Source organism: Paeniglutamicibacter sp. MACA_103 (assembly GCF_045798555.1).
Classification (GTDB): domain Bacteria; phylum Actinomycetota; class Actinomycetes; order Actinomycetales; family Micrococcaceae; genus Paeniglutamicibacter.
The window spans coordinates 1-15,321 of the sequence record NZ_JBIXLN010000069.1 but is presented as its reverse complement, the minus strand read 5'-3'; the positions used below and the strand labels follow the sequence as shown (position 1 = coordinate 15,321).

General features: G+C 66.2%; 13 protein-coding genes and 1 tRNA gene. 6 read left to right on the top strand and 8 right to left on the bottom strand.

Annotated features, from left to right (window positions below):
• Nucleotides 1–121 precede the first annotated feature (121 nt).
• Complete coding sequence (locus tag ACIPVK_RS20535) at nucleotides 122–1,009, bottom strand: endonuclease/exonuclease/phosphatase family protein (RefSeq protein ID WP_407613842.1); 888 nt, start codon at nucleotides 1,007–1,009, stop codon at nucleotides 122–124.
• A 345-nt stretch (nucleotides 1,010–1,354) separates the two neighbouring features.
• Here ACIPVK_RS20535 and ACIPVK_RS20530 point away from each other — a divergent pair, with 345 nt between their 5' ends.
• Both ACIPVK_RS20530 and ACIPVK_RS20525 read left to right on the top strand, forming a co-directional pair.
• On the top strand, nucleotides 1,355–2,608 hold the full coding sequence (locus ACIPVK_RS20530; RefSeq protein WP_407613841.1) for an NAD(P)/FAD-dependent oxidoreductase: 1,254 nt from the start codon (nucleotides 1,355–1,357) through the stop codon (nucleotides 2,606–2,608).
• 212 nt (nucleotides 2,609–2,820) lie between these two features.
• Nucleotides 2,821–4,050, top strand: coding sequence for an MFS transporter (locus tag ACIPVK_RS20525; RefSeq protein ID WP_407613840.1), 1,230 nt, complete (start codon nucleotides 2,821–2,823; stop codon nucleotides 4,048–4,050).
• Between the two features lie 21 nt (nucleotides 4,051–4,071).
• Here ACIPVK_RS20525 and ACIPVK_RS20520 read toward each other — a convergent pair whose 3' ends face one another.
• Entirely contained in the window at nucleotides 4,072–4,686 is a 615-nt protein-coding gene (locus tag ACIPVK_RS20520) for a TetR/AcrR family transcriptional regulator (protein ID WP_407613839.1), read from the bottom strand.
• A 428-nt stretch (nucleotides 4,687–5,114) separates the two neighbouring features.
• Between ACIPVK_RS20520 and ACIPVK_RS20515 the strand changes: the two genes are divergently transcribed.
• Nucleotides 5,115–5,187, top strand: a tRNA-Ala gene (locus tag ACIPVK_RS20515).
• Between the two features lie 62 nt (nucleotides 5,188–5,249).
• Here the strand turns inward: ACIPVK_RS20515 and ACIPVK_RS20510 are convergent.
• Nucleotides 5,250–5,666 (bottom strand): hypothetical protein, encoded by a 417-nt coding sequence (locus ACIPVK_RS20510; protein ID WP_407613838.1) that lies wholly within the window; start codon nucleotides 5,664–5,666, stop codon nucleotides 5,250–5,252.
• Nucleotides 5,667–6,062: 396 nt separating this feature from the next.
• Here ACIPVK_RS20510 and ACIPVK_RS20505 point away from each other — a divergent pair, with 396 nt between their 5' ends.
• Nucleotides 6,063–7,148: an SH3 domain-containing protein gene (locus ACIPVK_RS20505; RefSeq protein ID WP_407613837.1), complete on the top strand. Its 1,086-nt coding sequence runs from the start codon at nucleotides 6,063–6,065 to the stop codon at nucleotides 7,146–7,148.
• Here ACIPVK_RS20505 and galK read toward each other — a convergent pair whose 3' ends face one another.
• Together galK and galT are read right to left on the bottom strand one after the other, a co-directional pair.
• Entirely contained in the window at nucleotides 7,149–8,294 is a 1,146-nt protein-coding gene (gene galK / locus ACIPVK_RS20500; protein ID WP_407613836.1) for a galactokinase, read from the bottom strand.
• 11 nt (nucleotides 8,295–8,305) lie between these two features.
• The gene (gene galT / locus ACIPVK_RS20495; RefSeq protein WP_407613835.1) at nucleotides 8,306–9,442 is read right to left on the bottom strand and encodes a galactose-1-phosphate uridylyltransferase; all 1,137 of its coding nucleotides are present in this window, start codon (nucleotides 9,440–9,442) and stop codon (nucleotides 8,306–8,308) included.
• 261 nt (nucleotides 9,443–9,703) lie between these two features.
• On the opposite strand from galT, the gene ACIPVK_RS20490 reads away from it, so the two are divergent.
• Nucleotides 9,704–10,480, top strand: a complete 777-nt coding sequence (locus ACIPVK_RS20490; RefSeq protein WP_407613834.1) for a DeoR/GlpR family DNA-binding transcription regulator — start codon at nucleotides 9,704–9,706, stop codon at nucleotides 10,478–10,480.
• A 19-nt stretch (nucleotides 10,481–10,499) separates the two neighbouring features.
• On the opposite strand, the gene ACIPVK_RS20485 is transcribed toward ACIPVK_RS20490, so the two are convergent.
• The 3 genes from ACIPVK_RS20485 to ACIPVK_RS20475 form a co-directional block, all read right to left on the bottom strand.
• The gene (locus ACIPVK_RS20485) at nucleotides 10,500–11,012 is read right to left on the bottom strand and encodes a methylated-DNA--[protein]-cysteine S-methyltransferase (RefSeq protein ID WP_407613833.1); all 513 of its coding nucleotides are present in this window, start codon (nucleotides 11,010–11,012) and stop codon (nucleotides 10,500–10,502) included.
• Nucleotides 11,013–11,019: 7 nt separating this feature from the next.
• On the bottom strand, nucleotides 11,020–12,420 hold the full coding sequence (locus tag ACIPVK_RS20480) for an SRPBCC family protein (RefSeq protein WP_407613832.1): 1,401 nt from the start codon (nucleotides 12,418–12,420) through the stop codon (nucleotides 11,020–11,022).
• A gap of 92 nt (nucleotides 12,421–12,512) precedes the next feature.
• Nucleotides 12,513–13,355, bottom strand: a complete 843-nt coding sequence (locus tag ACIPVK_RS20475; RefSeq protein ID WP_407613831.1) for a helix-turn-helix transcriptional regulator — start codon at nucleotides 13,353–13,355, stop codon at nucleotides 12,513–12,515.
• 78 nt (nucleotides 13,356–13,433) lie between these two features.
• On the opposite strand from ACIPVK_RS20475, the gene ilvD reads away from it, so the two are divergent.
• A complete protein-coding gene (gene ilvD / locus ACIPVK_RS20470; protein ID WP_407613830.1) occupies nucleotides 13,434–15,302 on the top strand; it encodes a dihydroxy-acid dehydratase in 1,869 nt (622 codons plus the stop codon).
• Nucleotides 15,303–15,321 lie beyond the last annotated feature (19 nt).

Here is a 15,321-nt window from a genome sequence, read left to right as displayed (position 1 = left end):
CCCGACGCCACCGCCGGGGCATGGGAAAGGCGGCTCCCGGAAGCCAATGTTCCGGGAGCCGCCCACCTCTGTCACTTGACAAACCTTCTTACATATCAGTCGCGGGCGGTCCGCGGCCCGCCTATTCCCCGGGTAGGTTCAACTCGGCCCGAACGGCGAAATGGTCGCTGGACCCGGCTTCGACATTGGTGTTGGAGGTGACTTCCAGACCGCGCACCAAGACATGGTCAAGGCGCATCATGGCAAAGGGCGACCGCGGCCAGGTGAAGCCAAGGAGGCCGTCGTCCTGGTTGGGTTCTTCAAGGATCGTGGAGATTTCCTTGAAGGCGCGATCGGTGCTGGTTGCATTGAAGTCGCCCACGGCAGCCATGTTTTCATGAGGATCGGCCCGCACCGCCGCTGCCAGCTGTGCCAGCATTTCGTCGCGATCGACGTGGTCGTTCGGACGGGCCGAGGCGGCATGGATGACATAGAGCCGGACATTTCCTGAGTCCGTGTCCACCTGCGTTGACAGGGCGCGCTCCCAGCCAAGTCCGAGCTCGAGCGGCTGGGAATTCGTGAGTGGATACTTGCTCCATACCCCCACCGTGCCCACCACGAAATGATGGGGATAACGCTCCTCCAGCGCCGCGGTAACGCGCTGGGCGCTGCCGGCGTCGAGTTCCTGCAAGGCAATGACGTCGCTTCCGCCAGCTGCCAGCTCAAGGGCCGATTGCGCGGCCGTCCCGGTGCCCGCCTTGATGTTCTGGCTACTGAGCACCAGCGTGTGGGCTCCGGATGGAGGTGCCGACCATGACAACGGAACCATGGCCGAGCCAAAGATGAAAAGCCATGTCAGCGTAGGGATCAGCAGCACCACCAGGGAGGTTCGGCTACGCGATGCCAAAGCCAGCAGAAGCAAGGCCGGAACTGCCAGAACCATCCAGGGAGCAGCATTGTCCAGGAGCAAGCCAATGCCCAGGGCATCGGGAACCCTGGAATGGAAGGCCATCAGGAGTGCTGCGGCCAAGGAGCCAACAAGCACCAGAAAACGCTGGAAACGGTGGGCGCGCGATCGCCGGCGCGGCGTGGTTTTCGCAGCGTGAGACTGGGCGGTATATACAGACATCGCTACCCAGCGTCGCACACTGGCCTGAATGTCGTATGGATCGGAGCTGTGATTCCGCCATGGATTTCATGTTCCGACCCCGGAAGGTTCGGGCAGGGAATCGGGGAGTACCGGTGGGCAGCTGCCGACCTCTCGACTCTTGCGGTGCAAGGTGAGATTCTAAAACTAGGAATACTAACTGCTACAACGACTTCCCGGACCTGGCCGGTTTGTTGGGTGGCACCATTCTGACGGGAGACGAACACCATGAGTGAAGCGGCCATGAAGGAAGCCTCAGCGCACGATGAACTGGGGACCGTGGTGATTGGTGGCGGACTTGCCGCGGCCCATTGTGTCCACGCTCTGCGCGAGGGCGGCTACGCCAAACCGATTACACTCATCGCCTCCGAGAAGGAAGTTCCCTACGAGCGGCCTCCGCTGTCCAAGGAGTTCCTCCAAGGCAAGAAACCCGCGCAGGAACTCGAACCGTTCCTCGCCGGCTGGTATGCCGATGCAGATGTCGACCTGCGCCTGGGCACAACCGCCGAATCCATCGATACCGCCGCCAAGCAGGTCAATCTGGGAGGCTCGGCCACGGTGGGTTATGAAAGCCTCGTGATCGCCACCGGTTGCCGTTCGAGGCTGGGCGGCCGCGACGCCAACATGGACGGGTGGGACCTGCCCGGCGTATACACGCTCCGGTCGCTGGAAGACTCGACAAAAATCAAGGAGCAACTGGTTTCCGGCAAGAACCTGGTCATCATCGGCGCCGGCTGGATTGGCATGGAGGTCGCCGCCTCGGCGCGCGCGGCCGGAGTGGAAGTCACCGTCATAACCCCCGACAAGGTCCCGCTCGCGACTGCCATGGGCTCTGAATTCGGTTCCCACGTAGCGCAGTTGCACCTGGCCAACGGAGTCCAGTTCCGCTTCGGGACCGCTGTCAGCGGGATTGCCTCCGACCCCCAGAAGGGGCTGGTCGTGCGGACGGCGACAGATGACATCCCCGCAGACTTCGTTTTGCTGGCGATCGGGGCCGTGCCCAACAACGAACTGGCCGTTGCCGCCGGAATCGACGTCGGCACCGGAGTCGTCGTCGATGAGCGCCTGCGCAGCAGCACCCCGAACGTCTTGGCCATCGGCGACATCGCCGAGGCCTACAACACCACCCTGGGTCGGGCCATGCGGGTCGAACACTGGGACAATGCCATCCGCCAGGGCAAGCTTGCCGCGGCGACCATCCTGGGACGCGACGAATCCTACGACTGGTTGCCGTACTTCTTTACCGACCAATTTGATCTGGGCATGGAATACGTGGGTGACCGGGCCGCCGATGACGAAGTGGTGGTGCGCGGAGACATGGCGGTGGGGGAGTTCATCATCTTCTGGCTGCGCCAAGGCATGATCACCGCAGCCATGAACGTGAACATCTGGGACGTCAACGACCACCTGCGCAGCATGATCGGCAAGCACGTTCCAGCCCCCACCTTGCAGGACACCGGCAACGACCTGATGGCGCTTTAGCGACAAGCACGGGGAAAACAGCAAGCGGCATTCCGGCGGACCCTTTCGCCGGAACAACCGAGGGAGGAATCGCTGGGTCGGCCGTTGCCGTGGGCGTGCTCACGATCTTCCCTCTCCCCGCCGGTGGCCACGTAGGCTTGAGGTGGCGGCGACGAGGCCATTTGTACTGTGACCTGCCGCCGACCCACAGCTGAACCATTGAAAAGGTACCCGTGAATTCCGACGCAACTGCCCTGGGCAACAGCAGGCCGACCCAAAGCACCCTACTATCCGGACGGGCACTGTTCCTGGCGGTCGTGGCGCTTGCCATGGGCGGGTTCGGGATAGGCACCACGGAATTCTCCATCATGGGCCTGCTCCAGGAAGGTGCCGCGGACCTGGGCGTCAGCAATGCCCGAATGGGCTTGCTGATCTCCGCCTACGCACTGGGCGTGGTTGTCGGCGCCCCGATCCTGACTGCATTGGGTGCGCGTGTCGCCCGCAAGTCCATGGTCCTGTGGCTCATGGCACTCTTCACCCTCGCCAACCTCAGTTCGCTCTTTGCCGCGAACTACGAATGGATGCTCGTTTCCCGGTTCCTCGCCGGTCTTCCGCATGGCGCCTACTTCGGCATTGCCGCCATCCTGGCCGGCACTTTGGTGCCGGCATCAATGCGCGGTCGCGCCATCGCATGGGTGATGCTGGGACTCGCGGTCGCCAATGTCATCGGGGTTCCGCTGGTGACCTTCCTGGGCCAGAACCTTGGCTGGCGCTGGATGTTCGCAGTGGTCGGGCTGGTCGGCGCGCTGACCTGGATTGCCATCCGCGTCTTCGTGCCGTTTTCCCCGGCACACGAAGGAGCGAGCATCCGCCGGGAGCTCTCGGCCCTGCGCAGCGGACAGGTCTGGATGGCCATGCTGACCGGCATCGTCGGCTTTGGCGGGTTCTTTGCCGTGTACTCCTACATCAGCCCGATCCTCACCGACGTCACGGGGCTTCCGATCACCGCCGTGCCGCTGGTGTTGGGACTCTACGGCATCGGCATGGTCGTCGGTTCGGTGATCGGCGGACGCCTGGCCGACTGGTCGGTCCTCGGTGCCATCTATGTCGCCACCAGTGCCATGGTCGTCTTCATGACCTTGTTCGGACTGGTTTCCACCCATGCGGTTCCCGCACTGATCCTGGTCTTCATTCTCGGCGGCACCGGATCACTTCTGGTACCCGCGCTCCAGGCCCTGCTCATGGACTCTGCGCCGCACGCCCAATCGCTGGCCGCCTCGCTGAACCACTCGGCACTGAACGTGGCAAACGCGCTGGGAGCCGCGCTGGGTGCGGCCGTCATTACCGCTGGATTGGGCTATCGGGCACCCTCGTTCCTGGGTGCCGGACTCGCCTTGGTCGGCCTGTTGCTGGCTCTGGCCACGGGATGGCGTTCCAAGCGCCTTGCGGCGGCAAGCAGGTAGCTGCGCCGCTGCGGCCACGCGCTAGGCGTCGCCGGCCGTGGCCCGAATGGACGTCAGCTGCCGGTCCATCGCTTCATGGGTCTGCTGCATCAGCAGCTTCATGGTGCCAACGACATCGACGCTACGATCCACCAGCCATTGTTGCTGCAACCCATCGCCCGTGGCCAAGACCATCCGGGTCATCGCATGGAAGTACTCGAGCTCTTCGGCCGACGGCTTGGGCCGGTCGGCATAATAGGAATCTTCGGACAGCTTCAGCAGCCGGGCGTTTCGTTCCTTAAAGTACTCCGCGGCGGGATGACCGGGATCTGCGGCAGCAGCCGCCATGGTTACGTACAGGGCAATCAGGCCCGGTTCCTTGTGGCCCTGCCCGAGGATGTCTGCGAAGCGTCCTTCCTGCTCCTCAATCGTGCCGCTGATTTCATTGCGGGCGTCGCGCTCGCGCAGGATTTGGACGAGCATGTCTTCCTTGGAATCGAAATAGTGCATGACCCCGGCCAAGGACAGGTCGCACAGGCTTGCGACCTTGCGTAGCGAAGTTCCCCGGTACCCCTCGACGGCGAACACCTCCAGGGCGACGTCTAGAATCTCGGCGCGCTTAGCGATGCCCTTTGCGTATGATCCACGTATTGCCATGTTGCTAGAGTAGCGAGACTTTGGCGTATTTCTTACTAACCTTCCATCCGTCGGTATTTGGTACGCGGCCTGACCTGCAACGACTCGGAGAAATCCATGCGTGGGTCCTGGGGTGTGGCGGCCAGGACTCTTCCTCGATCCGGCGGCAAGTGACGGCGTGGCGGTCATCGCGAAGCGGCCATTCCTTGCCGAATCATGGGTGCATCCGCGGTGTCCGGCACGCCCGCACGCGCTGTGATGGATGTCATGTTTAGGCGAGTTTCGGGCGCTTATTCCCCATGTTTCCGCGCATCGCACCCACCCCTTCAGGAGATTTCGTCTGCGCAGAACACAACTGGCCCGTGATCGATTGGCGCCAGGGGCCATCGTGCTGTAGATTATTATCTCGGTTCGGCAGCCCTTCGGGAAAGCCTGAAACCACACCTTTCGGGGGTATGGCGCAGTTGGTAGCGCGTCTGCATGGCATGCAGAAGGTCAGGGGTTCGAATCCCCTTACCTCCACGAAATCCAAAAGGCCTCAAACATTGTGTTTGGGGCCTTTTGCGTTGCCCGGTTTATCGGCCTCAGCCGACTGCCCGGTACCCGGAATAGCCGATCATGGCCCGGAGCCACGTCACCAAGGGATCGATTCCGGTATGCGGGCGGTCATCTTCCCCCACGGTAAAGACCGGCACCTCGCCGCGCATGTGCCTCGGCAGCTGGCGAAGAATGCGGTCCGTGTCGCCGCTTCCGGTCAGCAGCAACGCGACGGGGCGGAAACCGAAGACCGCGTTGACCAGCGCCAATCCGTGCATGCGCGAAAAATGCAACGGACCGACCAGCACCACTCCGTCGAAGTAGATGAGCTCGTGGGCCGATGAACTGGTGACTTCGAGGATCTCGCTGCGCAATTCGTAGGTGTGCAGCTTTTCGGCCAATTCGGTGGCACGCATCTTGGCCAGCGAATCGCGCTGATAGTAGACAATTGCGACGCGATCCATGCGAATCCCTCATCCCTGCGTCGAATGTAAGCCAGGGGCCAAAACCCGCAGCTCATTCAAGTCAACGCTAGGCGCGATTTCCGTGAATTCGCTGGGAACCCGGCGCCTGCAACAAGGGCCAAGACGTTATAACGTTCGGGTGAATGCGGCCTCTTGTGCACGATTCGGCCACGAGATGGCACACCGATTGCTTGGACAGGACGGCGGCCCCATACTTGCCGCAAGAGTCTTCTTGGGGAAGCAATCAGAAGGTGAATTAGGATGCTTGGGCATTGGGGAAAGAACCATCTCGCTTGGGGTGCCTGCGGAATTTTCTTCGCAGCGGCCCTTGTTGTTACATCGACACCGGCGCTCGCCTCCGGAGCACTTCAGCTCCAGGGTGGAACTTCGACTTCCGTGCAAGTGGCTGCCGCGTTGCCGGCCAAGGTCAAGACCACGGCGAACCTCAACCTGCGGACCGGCCCAAGCACCGCGTATCGGATCCTGTTGACCATTCCTCAGGGCACCACCGTTGTGGTGTCGGCGCAGGCATCCACCGGTTGGTACAAGGTCAGCTACGCCGGGCGCACCGGGTGGGTCAGCAACCGCTACGTGAGCATTGTGGGTTCGACGGCACCGGCGCCAAGCTCGTTGCCTGCCACGGTGCGAACCACGGCAAACCTCAACCTGCGCACGGGCCCAAGTACCGAGTATCGGATCCTGTTGACCATCCCCGCCGGCACCACGGTGAAGGTGTCGGCGCGCGCGTCCAATGGCTGGTACAAAGTCAGCTACGCCGGGCTCACCGGGTGGGTTAGCAATTCGTACGTAACCACCAGCACCGGGACTTCGACGCAGGCTCCCCGGGCACCACAGTCCACCGGGCCAAACCGCACCTCGCGGGTCGTGCTGACCTTTGACGACTGCCCGCGCACGCTCAGCTCCTTCAACGCCGCCATCAAGTACGCCGCAGACCACAACATCGGCATGGTTCTGGCCCCGACGGGCAATTGCCTCTCGTCTTTCCGGGCGCGCTACGGGGTGGACCTGGCTTCGCTGGCCCGGGCCAAGGGGCAATGGGTCATCAACCATTCGGTAAGCCATCCGGACCTCAGGTATCTGAGCTGTTCTGCGGCCGCCGCCCAGCTGGGCGGTTCCGGGGTGCACACCAACTTCGGCCGCCCGCCCTACGGTGCCATCGATTCCAGCGTCAGGTGCGCCTATGACCGGGTGGGCATGGCGATCTGGACGTGGTCACGCGACACCCTGGACTGGAGCACAAAGTCCAAGTCCATCACCGTGGCCCGGGCCTCGGCCGCCAGGGCGGGGGACACCGTGCTGATGCACATGCAGTGGCAGGGCTTCGCCCCGGATTCGCTGCGGCAGATCAAGGCCAACCTGGCCAACCGCGGGCTGGGCGTGTGCCGCGCCTACCGCGGCACCGACGGCACGGGGGCCGTGGCAAGGACCCCGGTCATGCTGCCCTCCTCGTTGCCTTGCTGACTACAGGCGCCGGGCTCCAGGCCCGGGAACCACGGGGAAGATCTCCGGGGTGATGTATCCGGCCTCGGCGAAGGCGCTCCGCACCGCTGCGGCCACGTGCTCGGCTTTCGAGGCCTCGAGCAGCGCGATCACCGATCCGCCGAAGCCCCCGCCGGTCATGCGTGCGCCCAGGGCCCCGGTCGCCATCGCGGTGTCGACCGCCAGGTCCAATTCGGCGCAGGAGATTCCGAAGTCGTCGCGCATCGAGGCGTGGCTGGCGAGCAGGAGCCCGCCGATGGCGGCGGGTCCTTCGCGTTCGAGCAGTCCGACGGTGTCCAGCACCCGCTGGTTCTCGGTGACGATGTGCTTGACGCGGCGGTAGATCTCAGGTGCCAGGGTGTCCCTGGCCTCGGCCAGGCGCTCGATCCCGACGTCGCGCAGAGCAGTCACACCCAGTTCCCTGGCGCCCCGCGTGCACGCGAGCACCAGTTCCCCGTAGCCGCCCGAATCGTGCGAATGGCTGACCCTGGTGTCGATGACCAGGACCTGCAGGCCGTTGGCCCCCAGCGGGAGTTCGACCTGGCGGGATTCCCGGGTGCGGCAGTCCAGGAACAGGGCATGGTCGGTAGTGCTCAGCAGCGAGGCGGACTGGTCCAAGATGCCGGTGGGCGCCCCGACGAACTCGTTCTCCGCCAGCTGGCAGACCAGCACCAGCTCTTCGCGTGAAAGTCCCAGTCCCAGGTGCTCGTTCAGGCCCAGCGCCACGGAGCATTCGATGGCGGCCGAGGAAGAGAGGCCGGCACCGACCGGCACCGTCGAATCCAGCAGGATGTCCGCGCCGGGCAACGCAAAGCCCCGCTGCTCCATCGCCCAGAAGACCCCGGCAACGTAGCGGGCCCAGGGGGCCACCATGGAGGGGACGAGGCCGGTTGCTTCCGCTTCTACCACCTGCCCGCCGAGCGTCGAGGCTATGCGCAGCAGCCGCCCGGACTCCCGGGGGCGGGTCCTCAGCCCGATGCCCGCCACCTTGTCGATGGCAAAGGGCAGCACATACCCCTCGTTGTAGTCGGTGTGCTCGCCTATGAGGTTCACCCGTCCCGGCGCGGCAAAGCACGCCTCGGGGGCGCTGCCGTACAGGGCGGTGAAGGCGTCGGCCAGAGTGGTCATTGCGTGGTCCTTCACAGGGCGGGGGCGTGGGATTGCAGTCGCGCGGCGGCCCCGCGCAGGGACTCGGCGCTGTCCTCGGGGGTGACGTCCCCGATGAAGGCTCCCATGGCGGCCTCGGAGCCGGCAAGGTACTTGAGCTTGTTCTCGGCCCGTCGCGGCGAGGTCAGCTGCAGGTGCAGCCAGGCCTCGGCCCGGTGCTCGTGGTGATTCGGAGCCTGGAACCAGCCTGCGATGTAGGGCGTGGGGGTGGGGTAGAGGGCATCCACGGTGGAGAGCAGCCGGTGGTACATCGAAGCCAGTTCGTCGCGCTCGGCCCCCGTGAGCTCGCCGAGGTCGGCCACCTGGCGGTGCGGGACCAGGTGCACCTCGACGGGCATGCGGGAGGCATACGGGACAAAGGTCGTGAAGTGGGTGCCGCGTTCGAGGATGCGCCGCCCGTCGGCCACCTCGAAGTCCAGGATGTCCGCCATGAGGTTGCGCCCGGTGCGTGTTCGGTGTGCGGCGGCCCGCGCCAGGTGGTTCTCGGTGCGCGGGGTCGCGTACGGGTAGGCGTAGAGCTGTCCGTGCGGATGGTGCAGCGTCACCCCGATGTCTGCACCGCGGTTTTCAAAGGGAAAGACCTGTTCGACACCCTCGAGCCGTCCCAGCTCCCGGGTCCGGTGGGCCCAGGCCTCGATCACGGTGCGGATTCGGCGAACCCCCAGGGAAGCCAGCGAGTCGGTGTGCCCGGGGCCGAAGGAGATGACCTCGCAGCGGCCGTGGGAAGGGCGCGCGGCGCCGAGTTCAACCGGGGTGTCCACGGCGTGCTGTTCGGGCCCGAAGGAAGGGAAACGGTTTTCAAAGACCACGACGTCGTATGTGTCGGCGGGGATCTCGCTGGCCATTTCCGGGCGCGTGGGACACAGCGGGCACTCGCTGGCCGCGGGCAGATGCGTGCGCGCTTGGCGGTGCGATGCAAAGGAGATCCATTCCCCGCTCAGGGCGTCGTAGCGCAGCTGCGATGTCGCCGGACGAGCCGGAAGTTCGCGCGTGTCCGGCGGCGCCACGAATCCGGCGGGTCCATGACCCTCGTCGAAGAAGTAGAGGAGCTCGCGACCGTCGGAAAGTTCGGTGCGAACGGGGTTCGCCGGGCTTGGCTTCTGTTCCACGGAGTCTCCTGGGTAGTGGACGAAGGGAACTAATTCAAACAAATTCGATCATATTCTATCGGAAAGCGACGTGTCGTGGAAGACCCGCGGGTGCCGTGTTCTCCGATTGATGCTGGTCAGCCACCGACCCACCCGCGAGTCTCGCGGATTCCCCGTGGGGCAATGGGACATGTTTCGCGCAACTTCGAACACATTCCCCCGAATCGTGTTCGTTTCTCGATACCATGGAAAACAGCCAAATTCCCGACCGAACGGAGCGCCATGACAGAGATGCTGGCCAGTGCCCGGCAGCAGCGCATCCTCGATGCCCTGCGCGAACGCGAACAGGTGCGCGTCACGTCCCTGGCATCGGAGCTGGGCGTCTCGGAGATGACGGTGCGCCGCGACCTCAACGCCTTGGCCGCCCGTGGTGCGCTGGTCAAGGTCCACGGCGGGGCCATGCTGGATGCCGCCCCGACCAGCAACGAGCCGGGGTTCACGAACAAGCTGTCGCTCCAGTCCGGGGAAAAACAGGCCATTGCACACGCGGCTGCCGGGCTCATCAAGCCCGGCATGTCCATTGCGCTGAACTCGGGCACCACCACCTTTGCGCTCGCCGGGCAATGCACCGGCATCAAGGACCTGACGGTCGTGACGAATTCGCCGCGGATCGCCGAGGTCTTCTACGCCGCGGCGAACCCGAGCCAGAACATCATCCTGACCGGCGGGACGCGAACCATTTCCGACGCCCTGGTGGGACCGCTGGCGCTTTCGGCGCTGGGCCAGCTGCACGTGGACCTGCTCTTCCTAGGCGTGCACGGCATGACCGTCGAGGACGGGTTCACCACGCCCAACATGCTCGAGGCGCAGACCAACCAAGCCTTCATCAAGGCCGCGGCACGGCAGATCATCGTGGCCGACCACACCAAGTGGGGAGTGACGGGGTTGTGCCAGATCGTCCCGCTTTCCCAGGTCGATGCGCTGATCACCGGCCCCCGGCTGGAGGCCGAGGCCCAGGAGATCTTGCGCCAGTCACTCGACACGCTGATCCTCGCCTGAGCCTGCCGGCCGGTGCCCTTCAGAAGAGGGTTGCTTCGGGCTCGGGGAGGATCCCCTCGTGGCGCAGCAGGAACTCCTTGTTGCGCACCCCGCCGGCATAGCCGGTCAATGCTCCGTCTGCGCCGATGACGCGGTGGCACGGGACCACGATCGCAATCGGGTTGCGCCCGTTGGCCGTGCCCACGGCACGCGTCAGCTTCTCGTCGCCCAGCTCCAGGGCCAGCTGGCCGTAGCTGCGCGATTCGCCAAAGGGGATCCGTGCCAGCCGCTCCCACACCTTGTGCTGGAATTGGGTTCCCTGCGCGTCCAGCGGCACGCCGAACGACGTCCTGGTCCCGGCGAAGTATTCGGCCAGCTCGGCGGCGGCCTGGGCGATGAGCGGGTCGTCGGCGACCGAGCCCAGGCGCACTCCCAGGACCGCGGGATCCAGCGGGTGGGCGTGGTTGTCCATGTAGATCCCGGCGATCCCGTGCCCGGAGGCCACGATCCGCAGCTCGCCGACGGGGGAGTCCAGCACTGCGTGGCGCAACACGCGCCCGCTAGCCAAGGATCCGCCCCAACGCGGCCTCGAAGTCGGGGAACTCGAATTCGAACCCCACATCGGCCAGCACCCTGGAGGTCACGTGCCGTCCGGTGGTGCCCAGCGCCGGGTCGGTGTGCAGCACCACGGCGCCCGCGGCCAGCACCGGACGCGGGGTCGGAAGGGAGAGCCTTTGCAGGGGTTTGGGCGCCAGCTTCGCACGCAGCGCCGCCATCATCTCCCGGTTGCGCACCGGGTGCGGTGCGGCCAGGTGGATCACGCCGCCGGGGATGGGCGCTTCCCCCTCCAGGCCCAGGGCGGCGCGGACGATGCGCAGCCAGTCGGCGAGGTGGATCCAGCTGACCCATTGCTCCCCGCCAGCCACCGGGCCGCCCAGGCCGACGCCGGCCAACAGCGACAGCCGGTCAACCAGGGGGCTTTCCTGCTCGAAGACCAGGGAGGTGCGCAGGATGTTCAGCCGTTGGGCGTTGGCCCCGGCCGAGGCTTCTTCCCAGGGCCTGGCCACGCCCGTCATCTGGGGCAGCGCCTTGGCACCGGTAGGCAGCGGGGAATCCTCGGTGATCCGCTGCTCCCCGGCGTCGGAGAAGATCGCGGTGGTGCTCGATTGCAGGAACGCCGCCAGCGGGAGGGGCGCCGCGTTCGAGGCGTCCACCAGGGCGCGCGTGGAATCGACGCGCGAATCGCGCAGCCGGGCGATGTTGGCCTCGGTCGGCGGCAGGTCGACCAATTCCCCGGCCAGGTTCAGCACCGCCGTCTCGCGCCCGGCGCGGTACAGGCTGGTGGACCAGGGACCCTGGTTCTTCCCGTCCCAGCGGACCTGGGTGAACGGGCTGTCGGCGCGGACGTTGCGGGTGAGGATGACGACCTCGTGGCCGCGGCAGAACAGGTCTGCGGCGGCGCGGGCGCCCAAGAACCCGTGGCCCCCGGCAATCACGATGCGCAACTTCTGCGTCGCCGTCCCGCCGGCCAAGGCGTAGAGCCGGGCGCAGTGTTCGGCGAAATTCGAGGCGATCGGCTTGCCGCCAAAGCGCGCGAAGACCGCGGATGCGGAACCGGTGACCGACACCCGTTGGGTGAGCTCGGTGCCGCCCGCCACCTCGCGCAGCGACCAGCTGAGCAAGAGGTGGCCGCCGGGCTGCGGCTGGCGCCAGGTGAGGGAGGTGCCCTCCTCGAGGTGCGTGAGCACGGCGGGCGGAGCGGTGGCCCCATGGATCCTGCCCATGATGTTCCCGGCGGGCAGCAGGTCCAGCAGGGTCCCTGCACGGGCGGGGACATCGTGCGGGCGCAGGCGCGCGATGGACCGGTGCCACTCGGGCACCCGGGCCGGATCGCGCAACACCTCCCAGAGGGTCGCGGGCGGAAGTGCGAGGAAATGGGTTTGCGTGCGCTGCCATGCCATGGTCCCAGCTTAGCCACGCTGCGCTGTGCGGCCCATTGTTCCGTGACGCACGCCCGTGGCGACCGGGGTGCTGCGCCCCACGAAGCGGGAGGCTATGCGCCCGGCGGCATCCCGGCCATCAGCGTGCGCATCCGCTCGCGGGTCGGGGTGTCGGCCACCGGCGCGTACATCACCAGGTGCAGCTCCGGGGCGTCCGAGGGCACTAGCCGGTGCTGCTCAAAGACCAGTTCGCCGGCGAGCGGATGCAGGAAGATGCGCTGCCGGGAGGCGAACCGCTCCACGCCGCGGTCCGCCCAGAGCTTGGCGAACTGCGCACTGGCCTCGCCCAGCCGCCGCAGCAGCGTCGTGTGGGCGGCGGAGCCGAGCCGGGCGCCGGCCTCGGCGCGGAACTCTGCCACGAAGTGCCGCGAGGTCTCTTCCCAGTCGGGCAGCATCTGGCGCAGGTGCGGATCGGTGAAGATCAGCCACAGCAGGTTCCGTTCGGCCGGATCGACGTCCGCGATCCGCGCGTACAGCCCCTCGTAGGCGCGGTTCCAGCCCGCGATGCCCCAGTCCGGGGCGACGGCGAACGCCGGGAAGTCGAAGGTGTCGAGCAGGCGCTGCAGGTGGTCCGGTGCCTGCTCGATGCGGGTGACCTCGCTCGCCGGCACCGGGGTGTAGCCGCCCATGGCCAGCAGGTACGACGTCTCCGCCGTGGTCAGGCTGAGCACGCGGGCAATGGATTCAAGCACCTGGCGGGAGGCGTTGATGTCCCGTCCCTGCTCGAGCCAGGTGTACCAGGTGACGCTCACCGCGGCGAAGGCCGCGATCTCCTCCCGGCGCAGCCCCAGGGTGCGGTTTCGCCCGATCGGCGGCAGCCCCAGTTCCGCGCGGACCAGGTTGCCGCGCCTATCGCGCAGGAACTGCCCCAATTCCCGTCTGCGTTCATCGCCCATGGTCCTAAATCTATCACTGCCACTACTAGTATTAGCACCGTCTTCCGCCCGGGGCGGGATTGCTGGTTGACTGGTCCAATGCCTGAATTACGTTCACGAACAGTCACCCACGGCCGCAACATGGTCGGCGCCCGCGCCCTGCTCCGCGCCGCCGGAGTCAAGGGCTCCGACTTCGGAAAGCCGATCATCGCCGTCGCCAACAGCTTCACCGAATTCGTCCCCGGCCACACCCACCTGCAGCCGGTGGGCCGCATCGTCTCCGACGCGATCATCGAGGCCGGCGGAATCCCGCGCGAGTTCAACACCATTGCCGTGGACGACGGGATCGCCATGGGCCACGGCGGCATGCTCTATTCGCTGCCCTCCCGCGACCTGATCGCCGACTCCGTCGAGTACATGGTCAACGCGCACTGCGCCGACGCGCTGATCTGCATCTCCAACTGCGACAAGATCACCCCGGGCATGATGATGGCCGCCATGCGCCTGAACATCCCCACCGTCTTCGTCAGCGGCGGGCCGATGGAGGGCGGCACCGCGGTGCTGGTGGACGGCACCGTGCGCAAGCGGCTGAACCTGATCTCCGCCATCGCCGACGCCGTGAACGACTCGGTCTCCGACGAGGAACTGCTGAACATCGAGGAAAACGCCTGCCCCACCTGCGGTTCCTGCTCCGGCATGTTCACGGCCAACTCGATGAACTGCCTCACCGAGGCCCTGGGCCTGTCGCTGCCGGGCAACGGCACCACGCTGGCCACGCACACCGCGCGCAAGGACCTCTACGAGGACGCCGGACGCGCGGTCGTGGAGATCACGAAGTCCTACTACTTCGACGACGACGAGTCCGTGCTGCCGCGCGCCATCGCCGGCCGCGAGGCGTTCGAGAACGCCATGACCATGGACATCGCCATGGGCGGCTCCTCCAACACCATCCTGCACCTGCTGGCCGCGGCGCAGGAAGCGGAACTGGACTTCACGCTCGATGACATCGACGAGATCTCCCGCCGCACCCCCTGCCTGACCAAGGTGGCCCCCAACGGCGACTACCTGGTTGAGGACGTCCACCGCGCCGGCGGCATCCCCGCCATCCTGGGCGAGCTGGACCGCGGCGGGCGGCTCAACCACAACGTCCGCTCCGTGCACAGCACCGACCTGCGCTCCTGGTTGGATGACTGGGACATCCGGGGCGGCAAGGCCACCGAGACCGCCCTGGAGCTCTTCCACGCAGCCCCGGGCTGCGTGCGCTCCGCCGAGGCTTTCTCCCAGTCCGAGCGCTGGGACACCTTGGACCTGGACGCGAAGAACGGCTGCATCCACTCGATGGAGCACGCCCACTCCGTCGAGGGCGGCCTGGCCGTGCTGCGCGGCAACATCTCCCTGGACGGGTGCGTGGTGAAGACCGCCGGCGTGGACGAGTCGATCTTCAAGTTCTCCGGCCCCGCGGTGGTCTTCGAATCCCAGGATGACGCCGTCACCGCGATCCTGAGCAAGACCGTGGTCGCAGGCGACGTCGTGGTGATCCGCTACGAGGGTCCGCGCGGGGGACCGGGCATGCAGGAAATGCTCTACCCCACCTCGTTCCTCAAGGGCCTGGGACTGGGCGCGAAGTGCGCGTTGATCACCGACGGGCGCTTCTCCGGCGGCACCTCGGGACTCTCCATCGGGCATGTCTCGCCCGAGGCCGCGGCCGGCGGAGCGATCGCGCTGGTCGAAAACGGCGACACCATCTCCATCGACATCCCGGCCCGCTCCATCACGCTGGAGGTCACCGAGGACGAGCTGGCCCGGCGCCGCGCGGTGCTGAAATCCACCATCGGCTACCAGCCCCGCGACCGCGAACGCGTGGTCTCTCCGGCGCTGCGGGCCTACGCGGCCTTCGCGCAGTCGGCGGACAAGGGCGCGGTGCGCCACGTGCCGCAGATCGTGCAGAAGCAGGCAGTCCTCTCCTAGGCAAGCAGGCAGGTAGGCG

Coding starts and splice junctions, on each gene's coding strand:
- ACIPVK_RS20510 (WP_407613838.1), bottom strand. CDS start 5,666: ATGGATCGCGTCGCAATTGTCTACTATCAGCGCGATTCGCTGGCCAAG.
- ACIPVK_RS20480 (WP_407613832.1), bottom strand. CDS start 12,420: ATGGCATGGCAGCGCACGCAAACCCATTTCCTCGCACTTCCGCCCGCG.
- ACIPVK_RS20475 (WP_407613831.1), bottom strand. CDS start 13,355: ATGGGCGATGAACGCAGACGGGAATTGGGGCAGTTCCTGCGCGATAGG.
- ACIPVK_RS20520 (WP_407613839.1), bottom strand. CDS start 4,686: ATGGCAATACGTGGATCATACGCAAAGGGCATCGCTAAGCGCGCCGAG.
- galK (WP_407613836.1), bottom strand. CDS start 8,294: ATGACCACTCTGGCCGACGCCTTCACCGCCCTGTACGGCAGCGCCCCC.
- ilvD (WP_407613830.1), top strand. CDS start 13,434: ATGCCTGAATTACGTTCACGAACAGTCACCCACGGCCGCAACATGGTC.
- ACIPVK_RS20490 (WP_407613834.1), top strand. CDS start 9,704: ATGACAGAGATGCTGGCCAGTGCCCGGCAGCAGCGCATCCTCGATGCC.
- ACIPVK_RS20530 (WP_407613841.1), top strand. CDS start 1,355: ATGAGTGAAGCGGCCATGAAGGAAGCCTCAGCGCACGATGAACTGGGG.